The sequence below is a fragment of the Octadecabacter ascidiaceicola genome (genome assembly GCF_900185015.1).
Classification (GTDB): domain Bacteria; phylum Pseudomonadota; class Alphaproteobacteria; order Rhodobacterales; family Rhodobacteraceae; genus Octadecabacter; species Octadecabacter ascidiaceicola.
The window spans coordinates 1,049,651-1,067,346 of record NZ_FXYD01000001.1 but is presented as its reverse complement, the minus strand read 5'-3'; the positions used below and the strand labels follow the sequence as shown (position 1 = coordinate 1,067,346).

16 protein-coding genes and 1 riboswitch are annotated in these 17,696 nt (G+C 53.5%); of the genes, 7 read left to right on the top strand and 9 right to left on the bottom strand.

The genetic code is table 11. The annotated features are described in order from the left end of the window. Both OCA8868_RS05270 and OCA8868_RS05265 read right to left on the bottom strand, forming a co-directional pair. Positions 1-286, bottom strand: a 286-nt coding sequence (locus tag OCA8868_RS05270; protein WP_143849527.1) for a transposase, incomplete at its 3' end; no start/stop codon positions are given. A gap of 86 nt (positions 287-372) precedes the next feature. After that, positions 373-942, bottom strand: a complete 570-nt coding sequence (locus OCA8868_RS05265; protein ID WP_143849525.1) for a hypothetical protein — start codon at positions 940-942, stop codon at positions 373-375. A gap of 106 nt (positions 943-1,048) precedes the next feature. Here OCA8868_RS05265 and OCA8868_RS05260 point away from each other — a divergent pair, with 106 nt between their 5' ends. Next, a complete protein-coding gene (locus tag OCA8868_RS05260; protein WP_143849523.1) occupies positions 1,049-1,402 on the top strand; it encodes a hypothetical protein in 354 nt (117 codons plus the stop codon). 3 nt (positions 1,403-1,405) lie between these two features. After that, positions 1,406-1,987 carry a TIR domain-containing protein gene (locus OCA8868_RS05255; protein WP_093995438.1) on the top strand — a complete coding sequence of 194 codons (582 nt, stop codon included), beginning with the start codon at positions 1,406-1,408 and terminating at the stop codon, positions 1,985-1,987. A 67-nt stretch (positions 1,988-2,054) separates the two neighbouring features. Here OCA8868_RS05255 and OCA8868_RS16930 read toward each other — a convergent pair whose 3' ends face one another. Both OCA8868_RS16930 and OCA8868_RS05250 read right to left on the bottom strand, forming a co-directional pair. Further along, entirely contained in the window at positions 2,055-2,192 is a 138-nt protein-coding gene (locus OCA8868_RS16930; RefSeq protein WP_306456103.1) for a hypothetical protein, read from the bottom strand. Continuing rightward, complete coding sequence (locus tag OCA8868_RS05250) at positions 2,183-2,641, bottom strand: recombinase family protein (protein WP_306456107.1); 459 nt, start codon at positions 2,639-2,641, stop codon at positions 2,183-2,185. The genes OCA8868_RS16930 and OCA8868_RS05250 overlap by 10 nt, the downstream gene beginning before the upstream one ends. 495 nt (positions 2,642-3,136) lie before the next feature. Beyond that, positions 3,137-3,222: riboswitch (glycine riboswitch) on the top strand. Positions 3,223-3,385: 163 nt separating this feature from the next. On the opposite strand from OCA8868_RS05250, the gene gcvT reads away from it, so the two are divergent. The 3 genes from gcvT to gcvP are packed head-to-tail and all read left to right on the top strand — an operon-like array spanning position 3,386 to position 7,752. Further along, a complete protein-coding gene (gene gcvT, locus OCA8868_RS05245) occupies positions 3,386-4,507 on the top strand; it encodes a glycine cleavage system aminomethyltransferase GcvT (RefSeq protein ID WP_093995437.1) in 1,122 nt (373 codons plus the stop codon). Further along, complete coding sequence (gene gcvH, locus OCA8868_RS05240; RefSeq protein ID WP_281253592.1) at positions 4,494-4,892, top strand: glycine cleavage system protein GcvH; 399 nt, start codon at positions 4,494-4,496, stop codon at positions 4,890-4,892. Before gcvT ends, gcvH begins: the two co-directional genes overlap by 14 nt. A 16-nt stretch (positions 4,893-4,908) precedes the next feature. Continuing rightward, a complete protein-coding gene (gene gcvP / locus OCA8868_RS05235) occupies positions 4,909-7,752 on the top strand; it encodes an aminomethyl-transferring glycine dehydrogenase (protein ID WP_093995435.1) in 2,844 nt (947 codons plus the stop codon). A gap of 125 nt (positions 7,753-7,877) precedes the next feature. Here gcvP and OCA8868_RS05230 read toward each other — a convergent pair whose 3' ends face one another. Together OCA8868_RS05230 and OCA8868_RS05225 are read right to left on the bottom strand one after the other, a co-directional pair. Then, positions 7,878-9,605, bottom strand: a complete 1,728-nt coding sequence (locus OCA8868_RS05230) for an alkaline phosphatase D family protein (RefSeq protein ID WP_093995434.1) — start codon at positions 9,603-9,605, stop codon at positions 7,878-7,880. A 20-nt stretch (positions 9,606-9,625) separates the two neighbouring features. Continuing rightward, a complete protein-coding gene (locus OCA8868_RS05225; protein WP_093995433.1) occupies positions 9,626-10,351 on the bottom strand; it encodes a sterol desaturase family protein in 726 nt (241 codons plus the stop codon). A gap of 190 nt (positions 10,352-10,541) precedes the next feature. On the opposite strand from OCA8868_RS05225, the gene OCA8868_RS05220 reads away from it, so the two are divergent. Continuing rightward, positions 10,542-11,204: a lysoplasmalogenase family protein gene (locus OCA8868_RS05220; protein ID WP_179214776.1), complete on the top strand. Its 663-nt coding sequence runs from the start codon at positions 10,542-10,544 to the stop codon at positions 11,202-11,204. A 354-nt stretch (positions 11,205-11,558) separates the two neighbouring features. Then, positions 11,559-12,080 (top strand): DUF995 domain-containing protein, encoded by a 522-nt coding sequence (locus OCA8868_RS05215; protein WP_093995431.1) that lies wholly within the window; start codon positions 11,559-11,561, stop codon positions 12,078-12,080. 46 nt (positions 12,081-12,126) lie between these two features. Here OCA8868_RS05215 and OCA8868_RS05210 read toward each other — a convergent pair whose 3' ends face one another. Genes OCA8868_RS05210 through OCA8868_RS05200 form a run of 3 tightly spaced genes read right to left on the bottom strand, consistent with a single transcriptional unit; the run spans position 12,127 to position 17,576 of the window. Further along, positions 12,127-13,473, bottom strand: coding sequence for an HlyD family type I secretion periplasmic adaptor subunit (locus OCA8868_RS05210; protein ID WP_093995430.1), 1,347 nt, complete (start codon positions 13,471-13,473; stop codon positions 12,127-12,129). Then, positions 13,466-15,544, bottom strand: a complete 2,079-nt coding sequence (locus OCA8868_RS05205; protein ID WP_245848042.1) for a type I secretion system permease/ATPase — start codon at positions 15,542-15,544, stop codon at positions 13,466-13,468. The genes OCA8868_RS05210 and OCA8868_RS05205 overlap by 8 nt, the downstream gene beginning before the upstream one ends. Before the next feature lie 16 nt (positions 15,545-15,560). Then, positions 15,561-17,576, bottom strand: a complete 2,016-nt coding sequence (locus tag OCA8868_RS05200) for a type I secretion protein ATPase (RefSeq protein ID WP_245848041.1) — start codon at positions 17,574-17,576, stop codon at positions 15,561-15,563. Positions 17,577-17,696 lie beyond the last annotated feature (120 nt).

Genomic DNA, 17,696 nt, shown 5'->3' with positions numbered 1-17,696 from the left:
CGAGGCGGCAGAACCAGCGATATGCGAGGTTCAGATGCACCTCTTCGCACAACCGGCGCTCTGACCGAATACCGAAGCAATAGCCCACCAGCAGCATCCGGATCAGCAGCTCAGGATCAATCGATGGGCGACCCGTATGGCTGTAAAAGTCGGCTAAATATTGGCGGATGTCATCCAGGTCGACGAACCGATCAATCGATCGCAGCAGATGATCTTGGGGCACATGACCATCCAGTGAGAACTCATAAAACAACGCCGCTTGCGCTTTCTGCTTCGCTCCCATCATCGCTAAATTCCCCGTTGTAATAGGGAAATTGAATCAGCCGATGGCCTTCAAATCAAGAAGACTTTTTCAACAGAATTCGCCCATATCTACCAGCCCAACTTCTCCAACAAATCACTATTTTGAGCTTTAAGCTCCGCCCATTGATTGGCCCCTTGTGTCTTGAATTCGGCGGGAGTGTTGGCTCCATTAATGAGGATCGCATCGATATCGGCAAAAAAAGCATCCGTTGGTCCAAGCTCATCCCAAGCTTCTGGTATGCCACATGCCTCAGCGATAATCTGCGACGCCATCATGACGGGTTTTATAACCTCTGTTCGAAACCCCATAAGTTCATCTGATGAAGGGAGATATTCTGGAGATAAGCGATCTAAGCCTTCTGCATGCGCACGTTTGATGCCGGGGATCATAGGCAGTTCAACCAGATGTGCGATCAGCATGAACAGCCGTGTTGACGCGTGGGGGTGATAACGAAGCGGCAAGCCTGACTTGCGGTCTTCAGATTCAATGATGAATAACACGATCAAGATGCAAGTTGCGTAGTACCGGAACAGTGGCCAGTTTTCGGTCGCGTATGCCCCAAGAATAATTTCGGTCGCATCATGGTCGGTTTGAAGTTCTAGACAGAGATGCGCATTTGCCAGTTCCAGTGGTGTCATCGTTTGCGCCGCCGATTTGGTCTGACTCTGACGTTGCACAACTCCAAAACCATTCGGACTGTGCATGCGCAACACGTCAGATCAAAAGAGAAGAGGAAACGAACCGATGACACTGCTACACGCACAACCATACGACCTAGCCGCGACAGGATTTTATTTTGAGAGCATGGAGGAGTTCACCACAAAGGCAAACAATAACCGCAACGACTACGGCGAACCTGTCGAGGAATATGAAATCCAATTTATTGACGGGGATCATATCGATTGTGATTTGGCCGAGTTTTGGGAGATCAATCAGGCGAACATCGGGCCATACTTCGACGCTTGTGAAAACTGGAGTGACCACGACAAAACGGTGTTCATCATAGCTGTTGGCGAACGCGGATACAGCTTCGATCCTGATGCCGTTTCAGCATCGGATTTTGATGTGGATATCTGCGTTGGAACGGTGTCTTTATAGGCGATCCACTTACAGACAATATCGCCGTATGGTGCTTTCAAAGACGGTTCTGTCGAAGTGGGTGACATTGATGATGAATTACCTAGCGAAACCATTCGTCGCATCATTAGAGATGACTATCTGCGAGATACCGAGGTTACGATCTTGCTCTGCGGAACGGAAACTAGGTTCCGCAAACACATTGACTGGGAATTGAAATCCTCAATGATCGACGGGCGGGTCAATAAAAAATCTGGCATATTGATTGTTGATCTTCCATCCACGTCTTCGACCAGTTGGCATTGCAGCCTCCCCAATGAAAAGGCTGTAATCTACCCTGACTACGCAGGATCATGGATGAGTCTATCGCAAAAATCGGATTACTTGTCTCGGTATCCAGACATGCCAGAGCGCGTCATCGATAACCTGTTGGTTTCTCAGGTTTCGATGTCTGTGGTGCCGTGGTCCCGTATAGAAAACCAGCCTGATAACTTGAGGTGGTTAGTGGATGCTACGGCGACTGCGGGCCGCAGCAACCAGTATGATCTGTCTTTGCCGATGCGTCGTAAGAACTACAATCCAAAGCTTGAATACGGAACCGTCTGACACAAAGTATGGAGAATCCTTGGCAAACTAGTCGTCACTAAAGCCGCAATCAACTCTTCAAGACACTTCACAACCCCCACCGTTCCATCGCCGCAGACGCCACAGCAGGTTCATCACGAATGCGGATCAGCGTTTGGCGTGACAAACCTGTTTGCTTGGATACCGCACTGGGACCGTTGCCAAGACCCAGCAGACTCAGCGCCAACTCGAACGTAGCGCGATCATAAGATGGTTTACGGCCACGGAACCGATCACACTTCGCTTTGGCAAGATCGATACCAGCTCGCTGTGCAATCTTAGTGGCCTCTGCTTGTGCTTCGGCGGTCGCTCCAAGAATGCGATCATGGCATCACGCACGGCTTGCTGAACGGGGTCCGTAGTCGATCCGTCGAAGGTCATATCGTTGATAACGGTCCTGATGATGACGCCCTGTCGAATGAAATGGCGAACAGAGTCCGTGACATCATCGTGGTTGCGCCCCAGTCGATCCAACCAACGCACCACCAGTGTGTCTCCTGATCGCAGCTTGTCATAAAGCCTACGCCCTTCTGGGCGTTCCTGAAGTCGATGTTTCACGCCAGACACCCCATGATCGGCAACGACTTCATCAATCTTGAAACCTGCTGCTTCGGCCTGTGTGACTTGGTGATCCAGTGTCTGGTCTCGTGTTGAAACACGTGCATAAAAAATGGTTTTTAAAACATCCCCTTTTGTCCGTATGATTCCTGTCCGTAGGTGAGGATCAACCTATACGGACAAGTTTCCGTGGGGATGTGTGGTGACCGCTACACCATAGCGTAGTGAACATTGCACGATGTCGGTTTTGAACGCCCGCAAAGGTAGCGGTTCACCATACGGACACGCCGACAACGAACATGACCTAAACGGACTGTCCTATTTGTGTATAGTGGTATCGTACAGGTTGGACGAGTGCCGGCCCTTCGTGAACAACCGTTGGGTCAACCAGTTTCCACTGATTTGTCTTGTTTTGCTAGCGACCTATTAGCACTGAATTCGGTAAGTTCGCGGCTGGTTATTTCGGTCGATACATGCAGAAAGAAGTGACTTGATAGTCTCGACTGGTCCAGCCGTGAATTAGCGATTGATTAAGCCCTTGCGTCCCGGCTTTGTACACGTAAGTATACTGGCATATCGACTTTGGGAGAACCAACCTAGTTGGTGCCGAAGGAGCAACCGCCCCGGAAACTCTCAGGCAACCGGACCGACGTCGTTACGAAGACTCTGGAGAGAGGTACGCGAAGTGTGCCCGCCGAAGGGATAGCAATCTCAGGCAACCGGACAGAGGGGGCATCATGCGCAGAAGCTTTGGCTTTTGTGTGCAATTGGTGCCGCGTGAACTCTCGATTTCAGACGGCCCGTATTTGATAGAGAGCCAGAATGTCTGATCTGTTTCGTACGCCGCTGCATGACCTTCATGTTGAACTTGGTGCTAAAATGGTCCCTTTCGCGGGATATGACATGCCCGTTCAATACCCAATGGGTGTTTTGCAGGAACACCTACACACGCGCAGCAAGGCCGGGTTGTTTGATGTTAGTCACATGGGGCAAGTGATCATCAAGGGTGCCGACTATGAGGCAGCAGCCGCCGCCCTTGAGTCGATTATTCCTGTCGATATTCTCGGACTTGGGCTTGACCGGCAACGCTATGGTTTCTTCACAAACGAAACAGGCGGCATTTTAGATGACCTGATGCTGGCAAACCGGGGCGATCATATCTTTATGGTCGTTAATGCTGGCTGCAAGGTAGATGACATCGCCTACATGAAGGCCAATCTCCACGACGTCTCCGTCACTGAAATTACAGATCGCGCGCTGCTCGCCTTGCAGGGGCCAGCTGCCGAGGCGGTCTTGTCGACGCTGGACGCGAAAGCCGCGGACATGCGGTTTATGGATGTGGCGAACTTGTCCCTAGCAGGCGTCGAATGTTGGGTGTCGAGGTCTGGATATTCCGGTGAAGATGGATATGAAATTTCAGTTCCCGCTGCGCAAGCTGAGGCATTGGCAAATGAATTGCTGACCCACGAAGACGTCGAACCTATTGGCCTCGGTGCACGTGACAGTCTACGTCTTGAGGCGGGCCTTTGCCTTTACGGACAAGACATGGACGAGGGATTAAACCCAATCGAAGCCTCTCTGCCATGGGCCATTCAAAAGGTACGACGCACTGATGGCGCACGCGCGGGTGGCTTTCCTGGAGCCGACGTCATTCTTGCCGCACTGGATCACGGAGTTGACCGCCGCCGCGTCGGGCTGAAACCCGAAGGCCGCGCGCCAATGCGCCAAGGTGTTCCGTTGTTTGAAGCTGAAGATGGCGGGGCGCAGATTGGATTTGTCACATCAGGTGGCTTCGGCCCATCTGTGGGTGGACCCGTGGCGATGGGTATCGTTGCGGACAATCTGCGTGAACCCGGCACCGTTTTATACGGCGAACTGCGCGGCAAGCGCCTGCCGGTGACCGTCGTTTCACTTCCCTTCATACCCGCGAATTTCAAACGCTAATCCAAACCAAAAAACGGAGACCAACATGAAGTACACTGAAGAACACGAATGGTTGCGCGAAGAAGACGGCTTGGTCGTCGTTGGCATTACTGAACATGCAACCACACAGTTGGGCGACATCGTTTTTGTCGAGCTTCCCGATGTGGGCACGACCGTCACCAAAGACGAAGAAGTTGTGGTTATCGAAAGCGTAAAGGCCGCGTCCGACATCATTTCTCCGATCGACGGTGAAATTGTTGAGGTCAATGACGCGCTGGCAGACAATCCCGCCCTCGCAAATGAAGACGCAATCGGCGCAGGTTGGTTCTTCAAGATCAAGCCATCTGACGCATCCCAAATGGACGGCCTGATGGACGAAGCCGCCTACAATGCCCTGATTGCCTAAACCTGCGGAGACTAACATGACCTTCACCCCCACAGACTATCTACCTTATGACTTCGCAAACCGACGTCATATCGGACCGTCGCCTGCTGAAATGACGGATATGTTGAAAGTCGTTGGGGCTGACGATCTGGATGCTCTCATTGCTGACACGCTTCCAGCCAAAATCCGGCAAGACGAACCGCTCGATTTTGGAAAATCCATGTCAGAGCGCGAATTGCTTCACCACATGAAAGTCACCGCATCCAAGAATAAGGTCCTGACCTCGCTTATTGGGCAAGGGTATCACGGCACCGTTACGCCACCTGCGATCCAGAGAAATATCTTTGAAAATCCGGCTTGGTACACGGCCTATACGCCCTACCAGCCTGAGATATCGCAAGGCAGACTTGAGGCGCTTTTGAACTTCCAGACTATGGTCTCTGACCTTACGGGTTTGGAGATTTCGAACGCATCGTTGTTGGATGAAGCGACGGCCTGCGCGGAAGCGATGACGATGGCGCAGCGTGTGGCGAAGTCGAAAGCCCAAGGCTTCTTCGTCGATGAAAACTGTCACCCGCAAAACATCGCTGTGATAAAGACGCGCGCCGCGCCTTTGGGGATTGAAGTCATTGTTGGCAACCCTGACGACTTGGACGCCAGCGCTGTTTTCGGCGCGATCTTCCAATACCCGGGGTCATTCGGGCAGGTTCGTGATTTCACGCCCGAGATTTCAAAGCTCCATGAAGCGAAATCCATAGGCATTGTCGCGGCCGATCCATTGGCGCTGACGCTGCTGAAGGAGCCGGGTGCGATGGGTGCGGACATTGCGGTTGGCAGTACGCAACGTTTCGGTGTGCCTGTTGGCTATGGCGGGCCACACGCCGCTTATATGGCGACCAAGAAAAACTACGCCCGCTCTATGCCGGGCCGTATTGTTGGCGTTTCCATCGACAGTCACGGCAACCGCGCCTACCGGTTGTCACTGCAAACCCGTGAACAGCATATTCGCCGTGAAAAAGCGACGTCGAACGTCTGTACCGCGCAGGCCTTACTGGCTGTAATGGCCGGATTTTACGCGGTCTTCCACGGCCCCGACGGGCTGAAGGCGATTGCACAACGGATACATCGGAAAACCGCTCGTCTGGCTGAGGGGATAAAGAGTGCAGGCTTTGATGTGCGCCCCGCGACGTTTTTTGACACCATCACAGTCGACGTAGGCCCACTGCAAGCTGCGGTACTGAAATCTGCGGTCGACGAAGGCATTAACCTGCGCAAAGTCGGCACTACAAAAGTCGGCATAACGCTGGACGAACGCACGCGCCCTGCAACAATTGAAGCTGTCTGGCGTGCTTTCGGTATTGATCGCGAGGACAAAGACTACACGCCGCACTACAATGTGCCAGAAAAGTTGATCCGCACATCGCAATATCTGACGCACCCCGTCTTTCACATGAACCGCGCCGAAACCGAGATGATGCGTTACATGCGCCGCTTGGCCGACCGCGACCTTGCGCTTGACCGCGCAATGATCCCGCTCGGGTCCTGCACGATGAAGCTAAACTCCGCAGCTGAAATGATGCCCGTGTCATGGGACGAATTTTCGCTGCTGCACCCCTATATCCCGCGTGATCAAGCTGCGGGTTATATGGAAATGATCGACGACCTGTCGGCCAAGCTTTGTGATGTCACAGGGTATGATGCGATTTCGATGCAGCCCAATTCCGGCGCGCAGGGCGAATACGCGGGCCTGTTGTCAATTGCGGGCTATCACCGTGCAAACGGCCAAGGGCATCGCGACATCTGCCTGATCCCGATGTCCGCCCACGGCACCAATCCGGCGTCCGCGCAGATGGTCGGATGGAAGGTTGTGCCTGTCAATTCGGCGGCCAACGGCGACATTGACCTCGAAGACTTTAAAGCCAAAGCAGAACTGCACGCTGACAATTTGGCAGGCTGTATGATCACGTATCCCTCTACCCACGGTGTGTTTGAGGACTCCGTGATCGACGTGTGCAAAATCGTGCATGATCATGGCGGTCAGGTTTATATCGACGGCGCCAATATGAATGCGATGGTTGGACTGTCGCGTCCTGGCGATCTCGGTGGCGACGTGAGCCACCTGAACTTGCACAAGACGTTCTGCATCCCCCACGGCGGTGGTGGCCCTGGCATGGGGCCGATCGGCGTCAAAAGCCATCTCATCCCGCACCTTCCAGGTGACCCGACAACGGGCGAAGGGGCTGTATCAGCTGCGGCGTTCGGATCACCGTCCTTACTGCCGATTTCTTGGGCGTACTGTTTGATGATGGGGGGCGATGGGCTTACGCAGGCCACACGGGTCGCAATCCTGAACGCCAATTACATTGCCAAGCGGCTCGAAGGTTACTTTGATGTTCTATACAAAGGCCCATCCGGTCGCGTTGCGCACGAATGTATCATTGATACACGCCCTTTCGCTGACAGCGCCAATGTAACGGTTGATGATATTGCAAAGAGACTGATGGATTGCGGCTTTCACGCCCCCACCATGAGTTGGCCGGTGGCTGGCACACTTATGATCGAGCCAACTGAATCTGAAACCAAAGCCGAGCTCGACCGGTTTTGTGACGCCATGCTCGCGATCCGCGCTGAAATTACGGACATCGAAAACGGCAAAGCTGATCCAGAAAACAACCCACTGAAGAACGCGCCTCACACGATGGAAGACCTCGTGAAAGACTGGGATCGACCGTATTCTCGTGAAACCGCGTGTTTCCCCCCCGGTGCGTTCCGCATCGACAAGTATTGGCCGCCAGTCAACCGAGTAGACAATGTCTGGGGCGACAGAAACTTGGCGTGCACTTGCCCGCCAATGGGAAACTATGTGGACGTTGTCAAATAACGCGCTTTTTAAAACGCGTCACAATTTCAGTGTTTGTCTTGTTAAACGCGCAATTTAACGTTGCGCGTTTTTCGCAAAGACCAATAAGGATGCTTCACCCAAAACGGCCCATCCAGCAGAGTGCACTACCCCAAGCTCCGAAACAGGGCCCATTGCTTGGGGTTCAATCCCCGAGGCCGCCCAAAGGCCAGTGATTGGTGGTCCGATGACACCTTGAACTTTGCCGTGCTAAACGCCGTGTAGTCACGGGTGAACACAGTATCGACCGCAACAAGGTCCGCGACAGCAGCGTTGGTCATCAAGTGCAGGTCTACATAGCCGTGATAGACTGGGTTGTAGTATCGGACGTCCGGGTTTTCGCGGGTCATCAACAGCGCATAGCTCGCCGTGGAATCGCCAAGAAAGCTCTGTAGTGTACTGGATGTGACGGATGTGGTGCCAATTTCTACGCCCATTTTTGAGCCATCATCGGCTGTCAGATCGTTCACCCAGTACTCGTGGGCGTCACCCGTCAGGACAAGCATATCGTTAATACCCGCAGCATCGAGAGCATCATAAAGCCGAGTGCGTGCAGCCGGATACCCGTCCCAGCTATTCAGATCGAATGGCAGGCGGAACCCGGAAATGCGCACGAATTCATCAATGCCTGCCCACTTTGGCCGAATGTTATCCATCGCTTCTTTGGTGACATGTGGGCGAAGGTCAGGGGTTGCGACACGGCCCATAACCACCTGATTGGCCAAAATACGCCACGGCTTGCCGGCACGCTTAGACTGCGTAAAGGCATCAACTACAAAATCTTGCTGTGCTTGCCCCAGCACTTCGCGATCCTCTGCGAACAGGATATTTTCGTTGAAGGCATCTAGGCCCTCGCCGTCTCCCAACGCGTCGGATGCATCTTCGACAGTGATCGGGGCATTGCGTGCAATCAGGCGCGTCTCGACCGCGACCAGAGTCGCCAAATCGCCCCATTCATAGCTGCGATATGCGGTCACGCTATCGCCGCTTGGCTCACGGACTGGCAACCATTCGTAATAGGCCTGCAATGCCGCCGCCTGACGGTCAGGCCAGTTGCCTTCGTCGCTCTGGTGATTGGCAGCACCTGTGGTGTAGCTGTCATTGGCTGTCTCGTGGTCATCCCAGATTGCAATCAACGGAATACGGGCAGTGACTGCACGCAAAGACGCATCTTGGCGGTATTGGGCTAATCGCATCCGATAGTCAGCAAGCGTGATTGTTTCGTGGGTCGGGGCATGGGGGCGAATTGGTCCTGCCTTTGGTTGGCCCGCTTTCTCGGACGTGCCGTATTCATAGATATAATCGCCCAAGTGAATCATCGCATCAAAATGGTCTTGACGGGCGATGTGGTCATAGACGTTGAAATACCCGTGTTGCCAACTTGAACAGGACACCACAGCAAACCGGGCGTCGGCTATTGGGCCCACAGGTAGTGTTTTAGTTCGGCCGACCTCAGACGTGTTATCCCCGAGTTTAAACCGGTAGAAAAATTGCGTTCCGGCGGTTAGGCCGCTGACATCGACCTTGACCGTCCAATCACGTGCCGCGCTGGTTGCAACAACGCCGGTTGCGAAAAGTGACTTAAAATCAGCAGTTTGTGACACCTCCCATTGCACATCGACTGCGTCGTTGGCGTCTACGTGGGTCCAAAGAACCACGCGGTCGTGTAACGGGTCACCGCTGGCGACCCCGTGGGCAAACACGCCAGACCCAGCCGTGTCTGATGACGTGAAAGACTGCCCACTAGGCAATGGCCAAAATTCATACGCACCAAGTGCTGCGACAGACGTGGAAGCCGCAAGCGTTGCGGTAAGCAGTTTGCGCCGTGAAATCATGATGTCAGCCTTTCGGGAGGTTAAGCGCGCGCGGCTTGTTGCAAGTCTTTTTCAGACAAGTCGAAACGGTCAGCGTAATGCTGACGCGCAGCGACTAAGCGTGGATCATCAGGGCGCAGCCCCAAAGTGCGAATAAATTCAATCCGTTGTTGCTGTTTCAGTGCATTTGTATCAATCGCGGTGCCCATAACCCGATCAATTACATGGCCACCGGGTGAAACATGGAACCACTTGGAAAAATCCCTGAAATGGTGCTGGTTGTGCAGCTTTGTAACATGCCGAGCCAGCCATGACTTGGAGCAGTTAACGTGAGCCGTCATATGGAACCATTCATACCCCAAAAACGTTGCGACCCCACCGACTAAGACAACTGCGGTCGCAATCATGACCGCATGTGCAGGCACCACAAACGATGCGACAGCCCAGACTATTGCGAAATTTATCACCATCATCGGTACAGATACCCAAACGGGAGCAAAGAACAGCTTTGTGTTGGTCGGGAAATCATGATGCCCGTAGTGCGCCTCATACAACAGATTAAAAGCCCATTGTTTTTGTGGCGGCGCCAGATGAAACACAAACCGATGCAGAGTATACTCATTGAGCATCTGGGCGGGCACGCCCAAAAGAACAAATCCCCAAATCCACCATGGAGCCCACAGAACAAGGCTTACGAACCCGACGATCAACGCCAATAGAATTGGTGGTATGGAGTGATGAGTGACGATCGTGAAAAGTCGCTGCATCTGCGCGGTTCCCTGTATTACTTCGAAGTCTGCATCAAGTTGGGCAGACGATGTCTGCTATATCCAGCATAACGTGACGGAAAACCGTCTGTTTTTTGGCCAACTTGAACTTTAGGGTAATGTCAGGCGTGTGTTTCGCGCAATGCAGTGGCACCTTGGCGTGCATCAATACTACACGAAAGAGGTCACAATGATTACTGTATCCGTAGCTTTGGGGCTCTCGGCGTATTGCGCTTTGGCATACGGTGGCGTGCTGGTGCACCAGCAGCCAAGTGCATTACGCACCATTGTCAAAGCGGCTTCGGTTGCAATTCTCGCTGCCGTTTCGGCCGTTTTCGGCGCGCCCCTTCTTTTGACTGTGGCATTAGTGCTTGGTGCTGTGGGTGACGTGTTCCTGTCGCGTGATGGCGAGAGGAACTTCTTGTTCGGCTTGGCCGCGTTCTTAGTTGGCCATGTGGCCTATATTGGCCTGTTGTCGGGCTACGGAGACTCATGGGCCGCATTTGCTTCGAACCCTGCCAAGCTGGGCGCAAGTTTGATTATGTTCATTATTGCGGGCGCCGTCGTGCAGCGCATGTTTCCCTATTTGGGCGCGTTGCGCATTCCTGTTTTGATCTACGTCCTTGTGATCGTAGTGATGGGTGTTTGCGCCTTTAACCTCCCTGCAGAATGGCCTTTTGCTTTGGCCATTCTTGGCGCGGTCATGTTCATCGCTTCTGATGCGATTTTGGGGTTTGAGGTGTTTGTCTTCGAGGACGCCGAAGATCCTCGCTATGTGCCTGCCACACTTCTGTGGTTTTTGTACTGGGGTGGTCAATTGTTGATATTAATTACCTTTTTGGTGACCGCTTGATCCCGTTTCAAGAAAGCGACGTGGGCCAGTTCGATCAATCTACAGGCTCGCCGTTTAGAATCTTGTAAAATTTTGAGGCTTTGTCTTCGCAACTTTTTTCACTGTTTGTTAATTTGACGGTCGAGTTTTGATTTCATTAGCGATGGGCGCCCATTCCCAAAAACCTTGAAAAAAATGCTGCGATGTGTAAGGGTAGACGTCTATGCAGAGTCCCGTTTTTCTTGGGAAAGTCTTGGTGTTTCGGATATTTAGACCGATTTTTTACCAACACAATTTTTTAAAACGACGTCATGATTTAAACGATTTTTTGCTCTGCGCGTTGCGTCATGACCCAATTTTTCCGGGGGGAAACTGATGTTTGCAAAGAAGTTTTTAAATCCACTGAAAGCAGCGCCTTTGGCTGTTGTACTTTCGCTTGGGACACCGATGTTTGCGGAGAATTCGTCTCGGGCGCGTATCCCCGAAGGGGCCGTGCTTGCAGATCCGACTTCGTTACTTCGGATGTTTTCGGGTCGGACTTCTGATTGGGGTGGCGGGTCTGCGGCGTTTTGGGCGGCAGATGGTACATTTCGCGCCGTAAATCCGTCTGAACAAAGCCTTGGATATGGAACCTGGTTTGTCACGTCTGCAAGCCGGATGTGTTATGAAGGCACTTGGGCCTGGCGCCAGGATTTCGGAGTTCAGACGCGAGACGTCGATGTTTGTACGCGATTTATGATTGATGCCGAAGGTCAGGTTTGGACGACGACTGAAGGTATGGGTGGGCCGTGGTTTCCGTTCTTTGACGACAACATAAACACGGGTGACTTCGTGTCACCGGGTTTTGAGGCGACGGCATCCATGCTGGGGATGATGCGCGTCCCGGCTGACGGTTAGAAGGAAAAGCAGCTAGCGCAGCCGTATGCGCTAGCTGCTTACCGCGTTACTGTTCACGGAATGCGCGGTTCATACTGTCTGTGATTGGCTTGATCAGATACTGGAAAAACGTCCGTGCTTCCGTTTGGATCATGATTTCTGCAGGCATACCGGGGGCAGGGGCGAAGCCGCGAACGCGGTCCAGTTGTTCAGGCGTCACCGAAACCCGCGCGATGTAGACTTCTTGAGGCATTTCCTGACGCCGATCTAGGATCGCATCTGCAGAGACATAGTAAACTTCGCCTTCAAGAATTGGCGTTGTTCGCGCGTTAAGGCCGGTCAATCGGACGGTCGCCATTTGACCTTGTTGTACGACATCTACTTCGGTGCGCGGCACGCTGACTTCGATAATCAGCGGCTCACCCGTCGGGAGGATTTCGGCGATGGCTTTGCCGGATTCAATGACCCCACCCGCGGTGTGGTAGTGCAGGGTCACGACTGTTCCCGAAACTGGTGCGACCACCGCAGAGCGTTCGAGAACGTTCTCGGCGCGACGCGCTTGTTCGCGGACACCTTCCAGTTCTGATTGTACAAGCTGAAGTTCATCTAACGCGACGCTTTGGCGTTCGCTGACTGTTTGTTCTATCTGCGCGCCGTAACGGTTTTTCACTTCGGCGATTTCGTCGACCTCAGCCATCAAGCGCCCGACTTGCCCTTCGGCTTCGGCGATGGCGCGTCTTAACGTATTGACCTCTGAACGGCGGATCAGACCGCGATCTAGCAATACCTGTTTGGCTGCCAAATCCTCGCGCAAAATCTCAAGTTGTGTGTTCGTCGCGGTCAGTTGAAAGTCATAACCCGACGCGCGGACTGAAAGGGCTTCGATGCTTTGTTCAAGCAGGCCAACATCGTTGCGCAATTGGCGCATAGCGGCGTCAAACGTGACGTTTTGACTGTCCAACATCGAAGCAACGCCGAAATCTGATCTCAGCTCTTCGATATGGGGCGGAAAGACGAGGCGGCTTTCACCCGCGTATTCGGCCAGTATCCGCGCTTCCATTGCTTCAAGACGGACTTGGCGTAGGAACAATTCCCGTTCCGTCGCCAAGGCGGCCGTTTCATCCAGTAGCAAAATAGGCTGCCCCGCGACGACAGTGTCGCCTTCGGCCACGAGGATTTCGTTGATAATCCCGCCTTCCAAGTGCTGGACAATTTTGTTGCTGCCAGTGGCGACAAAGCTGCCTTGTGCAATGACAGCCGCTGCAAGCGGGGCTTTCAATGCCCAGTAGCCGAAGCCGCCGAATGTGATGACGAACAGAAGCAGGCCAAACATGATGTGTTTGGAAACGGATCGTGGTACTTCTGAGTACCATTCGAGAGTCGTAGGCGTTGGAACTGTGAGAGCGTTAGACATTTGGTTGGCCTCCTGCGCCGCCGTTTGCAGGTGGAAGGGATCCGCCACCGGGTTTTGTACGTTCTGCGAGTTGAGCAAGTACCTGTTGGCGGAACCCGAACATTCCGATGTTGCCGTCTGCCATCACCATGATCTTATCGACCACGCTAAGCAGCGACGGCTTTTGGGTAATGACGACGACCGTGATGCCGTTCTCTCCAGCGTGGCGAATAGCGTTTGCGAGCGCTTGATCCCCAGCGGTATCGAGGTTGGAGTTCGGTTCGTCCAAGACAAGCAGGCGCGGATTCCCAAAGAAAGCCCGTGCAAGCGCGATGCGTTGTTTCTGACCACCAGATAGCGGCGAGCCGTCTGCCTGTACGATGGTTTCGTACCCATGGGGTAGGGTTGCGATCATGTCGTGAACATCTGCAAGAAGGGCGGCGCGGTGGACGTCTTCATCACGGGCCCCCGCACGCATCCGCGCGATGTTGGCTTTGATCGATCCCGGAAATAGCTGCACGTCTTGCGGCAGATAACCGATGTTTTCGCCGAGCTGTCGAGTATCCCAATTTCGCAGGTCCATCAGATCAAGACGCACGTTGCCGGACGTCGGCAAAATCGACCCGACGAGCATTTTACCGAGGGTCGTTTTACCCGCACCTGAATTACCAATCACGGCAAGGGATTCACCTGGGTTTAGGCTAAAGGTCAGGCCGTTCAGAATGACCTGCTTGGTTCCCTGCGGCACGTACAACAGGCGCTCAACGTTCAGGCGGCCTTCGGGATTTGGAAGTACGAGCTTTTCAAATATCTGCACCGAGTTATGCATCAACGCGCGAACTCTGCCGTAGGCGGAGCGTGAAATGCTGTAACCGTTCCAGCCTTCAATCGCGCCTTCAATCGGGGCGAGGGCACGGCCTGCGATGATGGAAGCCGCAATCACCATGCCGCCTGTGATCTCGCCCTGAATGGCAAGGAACGCGCCCCAGCCAAGCATGGCAATCTGAGTAAGAAGGCGCGCTGCACGCGAAACGGCGGCCCATGCGATGTTGCGATCTTGGGCTTTGACTTGCGACTTCAGACTGTCAGCGGTGTCTTTTCCCCAAAGGGCGACCGCTTCGGGAACCATCGCAAGCGCGTTGATGATCTGGCTGTTGCGCGACATGGAATCCAGATGCATGTTCGCTTTGCTCTGCGCCATGTTCGCGTCAGCAAAGGGTTTTGCTGTGACCTTTTGGTTGATCATCGCGATCACCATTAAAAGCAGGGCGGTAGTAACAACGATCATCCCCAGATGCGGGTGGACCAAGAAAATCGCAAAGATAAACAGCGGTGCAAAGGGCACGTCGAGGAACGAAATAAGCGTGCCGGACGTCAGAAACCCGCGCAATTGCTGCAAATCACCAAGGGTTTGATATTGCCGCCCGTTGTCGTGAAGGGACGCGTGGGCAGCGGCGCTAAGAACTGGCGCGCCAAGACGAACGGCCACTTCAACGGCGGTGCGCATCAGAATGAACCTGCGCACCGCGTCGAAGATCGCCTGCAACACGACCGCGCCAACAATAACCGTCGTGAGCATCACGAGCGTATCGAGTGAGCGGCTGGTCAGCACGCGGTCAGAAATCTGGAAAAGATAAATCGGGATCGCCAGAACGAGCAGGTTTGTCGCGCAGGTGAGCAGCATCACAAAGGTAAGGTTGCGCTTCACCACGCGGGTACCTTTGTTCAGTTGTTGAACAAATTGATCAGGTGCCGCGCGTTTGTGAAAGTCGGACGACCCACCGCCGCCACCGCCACCGCCACCCTTGCCGCCGTCAGTTGGGGTAGGGGGCTTGCCGCCGCCGTCTGTTTTGCGAATTGGCCCTGTGTCGCCTTCTATGAGATCACCACCTAACCCTTTGGCAGGGGCGGATTCCGTTATACGCTTGCTCTCAAAAACAGGAACGGCCTCTCGTGCGACACGATCTTTAGCCGTTAGCGCGAGTGGCGGAAGTTTTGCTTCGTTGTTGCTTTTTGTTGGCTCGGGCTTGGTTTTTGCTTCCTGCGCTTTCAGCAGCGCTTCGGCAAAACTCTTTGTTTCGGTCACTGTCATCTAAACTAATATCCTACTAAGCCAACATCGTTTGCATTACGTCTGGCGACGCAGTGCTTTCGGGTGCGGTTGCTACAATTGCTGTGTCTTCTGGGGCTATGTCGGAGCCCATCATGTCGTCCGCGAGAAAGGCCACGGCCTCATTTGCGAGGGCGGGCATTGCCACACCCAATGGGTCTGCGTCTGTATCGACCAGGTTGGCTTGGTAAAGCAGCGCATCGTCATAGACGTCGCCGTTGACGGCAACTTGGGAATCCACGCCAAACTCGTTGATGGTCGCTGAATTGATGATAGCGTTTGAACCCGTTGTGACCGTTGCGGATGCGCCTGTCGTGGACTCTAAGTTTTCCAGCGCGAGGTGGACTTGGTCTGAATCCCCCAAAACATTTGTCTGTTCGATCCAGTTGACCGTGGTCAAATCACCTTCGATGTAGAGTACCCGCAAGATTTCAGTGCCCTCAAAAACGCTGTCGTGGGCGACGCTTTCATCAATACTGTTGGCACCATTCGCAAAATCGTTGCTTGCAGCGGCGAAGTTGTCTTGCATCTCGCCGTAACTGTCCACGCCGACGGAATTGATCATCGCCGAGTTGAACAACAGGTTGTCGCTGCCGCTGATGTCAGCAGGTGCGTTGCCGCTTACGGTGACGGTGTCATTGTCGATCATCACGTTGACTTGACTGATCCAATTGACGGAAATCATGCTGCCGCCGATCATGATCAGATCGTATCCGTAGCCCAGTTCCGCCAGATCGGTGAGGTTGATAACCGTGTTGTCACCCATGCCGATATAAGTGTTCGTGCTGCCGAAAATCAGTTCAGCGCAATCGTCATCCGTCACAAAGCTGTACTGGTTAATTTGGTTGATCGCGATGAGGTCGCCGTCAATCCGTGTGACCGCCCAATTGGACGGCAACCCGAGATTTTCAGCTTCCCCGGCGACCTCTTCACCCTGCTCGGGCACCGGAGTGGTGACAGTGGCCGTAAGGGTTGCGGCGTTCATCGCGGTTGAATCGATGAGTTCGCCAAAGGTTCCGTAGTCATGGTCAACAAGAACATTGACCTGAGAAATAATGTTGAGGTTTACGACGTCACCCATGACAGAAAAGACAGGGGCGTCGAGCCATGAAGAGTTAATAAAAACTTCATTGAGCAACAGGTTCGCACCAGCCACGACAGCGTGGCCGTCATCAGTGTCAAATAAATCCGCGTCGCTGTAACCGGGGGTTAGGCCCTCGAATGGGTCGGGCCATTCGTAGTCTTCGTCGGCACCGTCATCTGTCGTTTCAGTTTCTTCAACGTCATCCGCTTTGAACGCTGGCATCAGTTCATCAAGGGTCGGGATCTTTTCAACAGCTTCTCCGTTGATGTGCAGGCCAACGGCCTCTGCGCCATGCAGCATTGTCGCCGCGACACCAGTGATCGAGGACACTTCTGCCACTGACATTTTGTCATGGAGAGTGATTGCGTCTGCGGTAGCGTTTTCCCCGGGTACGATCATTTCGGAACTGACTGGGGCCGCGACTGCCGCTGCGATGGTCTGGTACGTCTGCAACTGTGCCAAAAACTCGGCTGGGTCCGTAAAAACGGTTTCCCCGTCACCAAGCAGGATCATGTCGTTGTCCGTCAGGTAGGCTTCTTGAAACGTAACAACGACAACGCTTGAGGCTGGCTCAAGTGTAAGTGTCGCGCGACCTTCTGCGGAAATTGCGAAGATCGGGAAGTCTTGGTCCGGACCTGAAACTATGGGTGGAAGTTTCAAGATCGGATAGTTGGCGCCTGAAAAGAAGGGGCTCGCTATGTCGTCGCCAGGATTGTTGTGTACGCTATCGGCATACCGCAATCCGGGGGTAAATCCCTCCAGCGAGTATTTCGTTTTGAAATTGATCCCCATCGCTTCGAGGGGATCGTTTTCAGGATCTGCAGCTGCGAGCGCTTTGAACTTGTCATAGGCCTCGCGCATGCGTTGTTCTTCTAAGGTCGTGTGAAATATACCGACCATGTGGGCGACCATTTCGGTCATTTTATCCATTAACATCGCAGCCTCGCTATGAGTTAATATTGTTGCCCGCCTCTGAAACGTTTCTTATTGTTGGTGCGCAAAAAAATATGCGTTTTGAGTTCTGAAAATTAGCAAAATGAATAGTTTAGA

Excerpts from the sequence above, each read along its gene's own strand:
- OCA8868_RS05210 (WP_093995430.1), bottom strand. The coding sequence starts at position 13,473 with ATGTCTAACGCTCTCACAGTTCCAACGCCTACGACTCTCGAATGGTAC.
- OCA8868_RS05215 (WP_093995431.1), top strand. The coding sequence starts at position 11,559 with ATGTTTGCAAAGAAGTTTTTAAATCCACTGAAAGCAGCGCCTTTGGCT.
- OCA8868_RS05220 (WP_179214776.1), top strand. The coding sequence starts at position 10,542 with ATGATTACTGTATCCGTAGCTTTGGGGCTCTCGGCGTATTGCGCTTTG.
- OCA8868_RS05265 (WP_143849525.1), bottom strand. The coding sequence starts at position 942 with ATGACACCACTGGAACTGGCAAATGCGCATCTCTGTCTAGAACTTCAA.
- OCA8868_RS05230 (WP_093995434.1), bottom strand. The coding sequence starts at position 9,605 with ATGATTTCACGGCGCAAACTGCTTACCGCAACGCTTGCGGCTTCCACG.
- OCA8868_RS05260 (WP_143849523.1), top strand. The coding sequence starts at position 1,049 with ATGACACTGCTACACGCACAACCATACGACCTAGCCGCGACAGGATTT.
- OCA8868_RS05225 (WP_093995433.1), bottom strand. The coding sequence starts at position 10,351 with ATGCAGCGACTTTTCACGATCGTCACTCATCACTCCATACCACCAATT.
- OCA8868_RS05200 (WP_245848041.1), bottom strand. The coding sequence starts at position 17,576 with ATGGATAAAATGACCGAAATGGTCGCCCACATGGTCGGTATATTTCAC.
- gcvP (WP_093995435.1), top strand. The coding sequence starts at position 4,909 with ATGACCTTCACCCCCACAGACTATCTACCTTATGACTTCGCAAACCGA.
- gcvT (WP_093995437.1), top strand. The coding sequence starts at position 3,386 with ATGTCTGATCTGTTTCGTACGCCGCTGCATGACCTTCATGTTGAACTT.
- OCA8868_RS05205 (WP_245848042.1), bottom strand. The coding sequence starts at position 15,544 with ATGACAGTGACCGAAACAAAGAGTTTTGCCGAAGCGCTGCTGAAAGCG.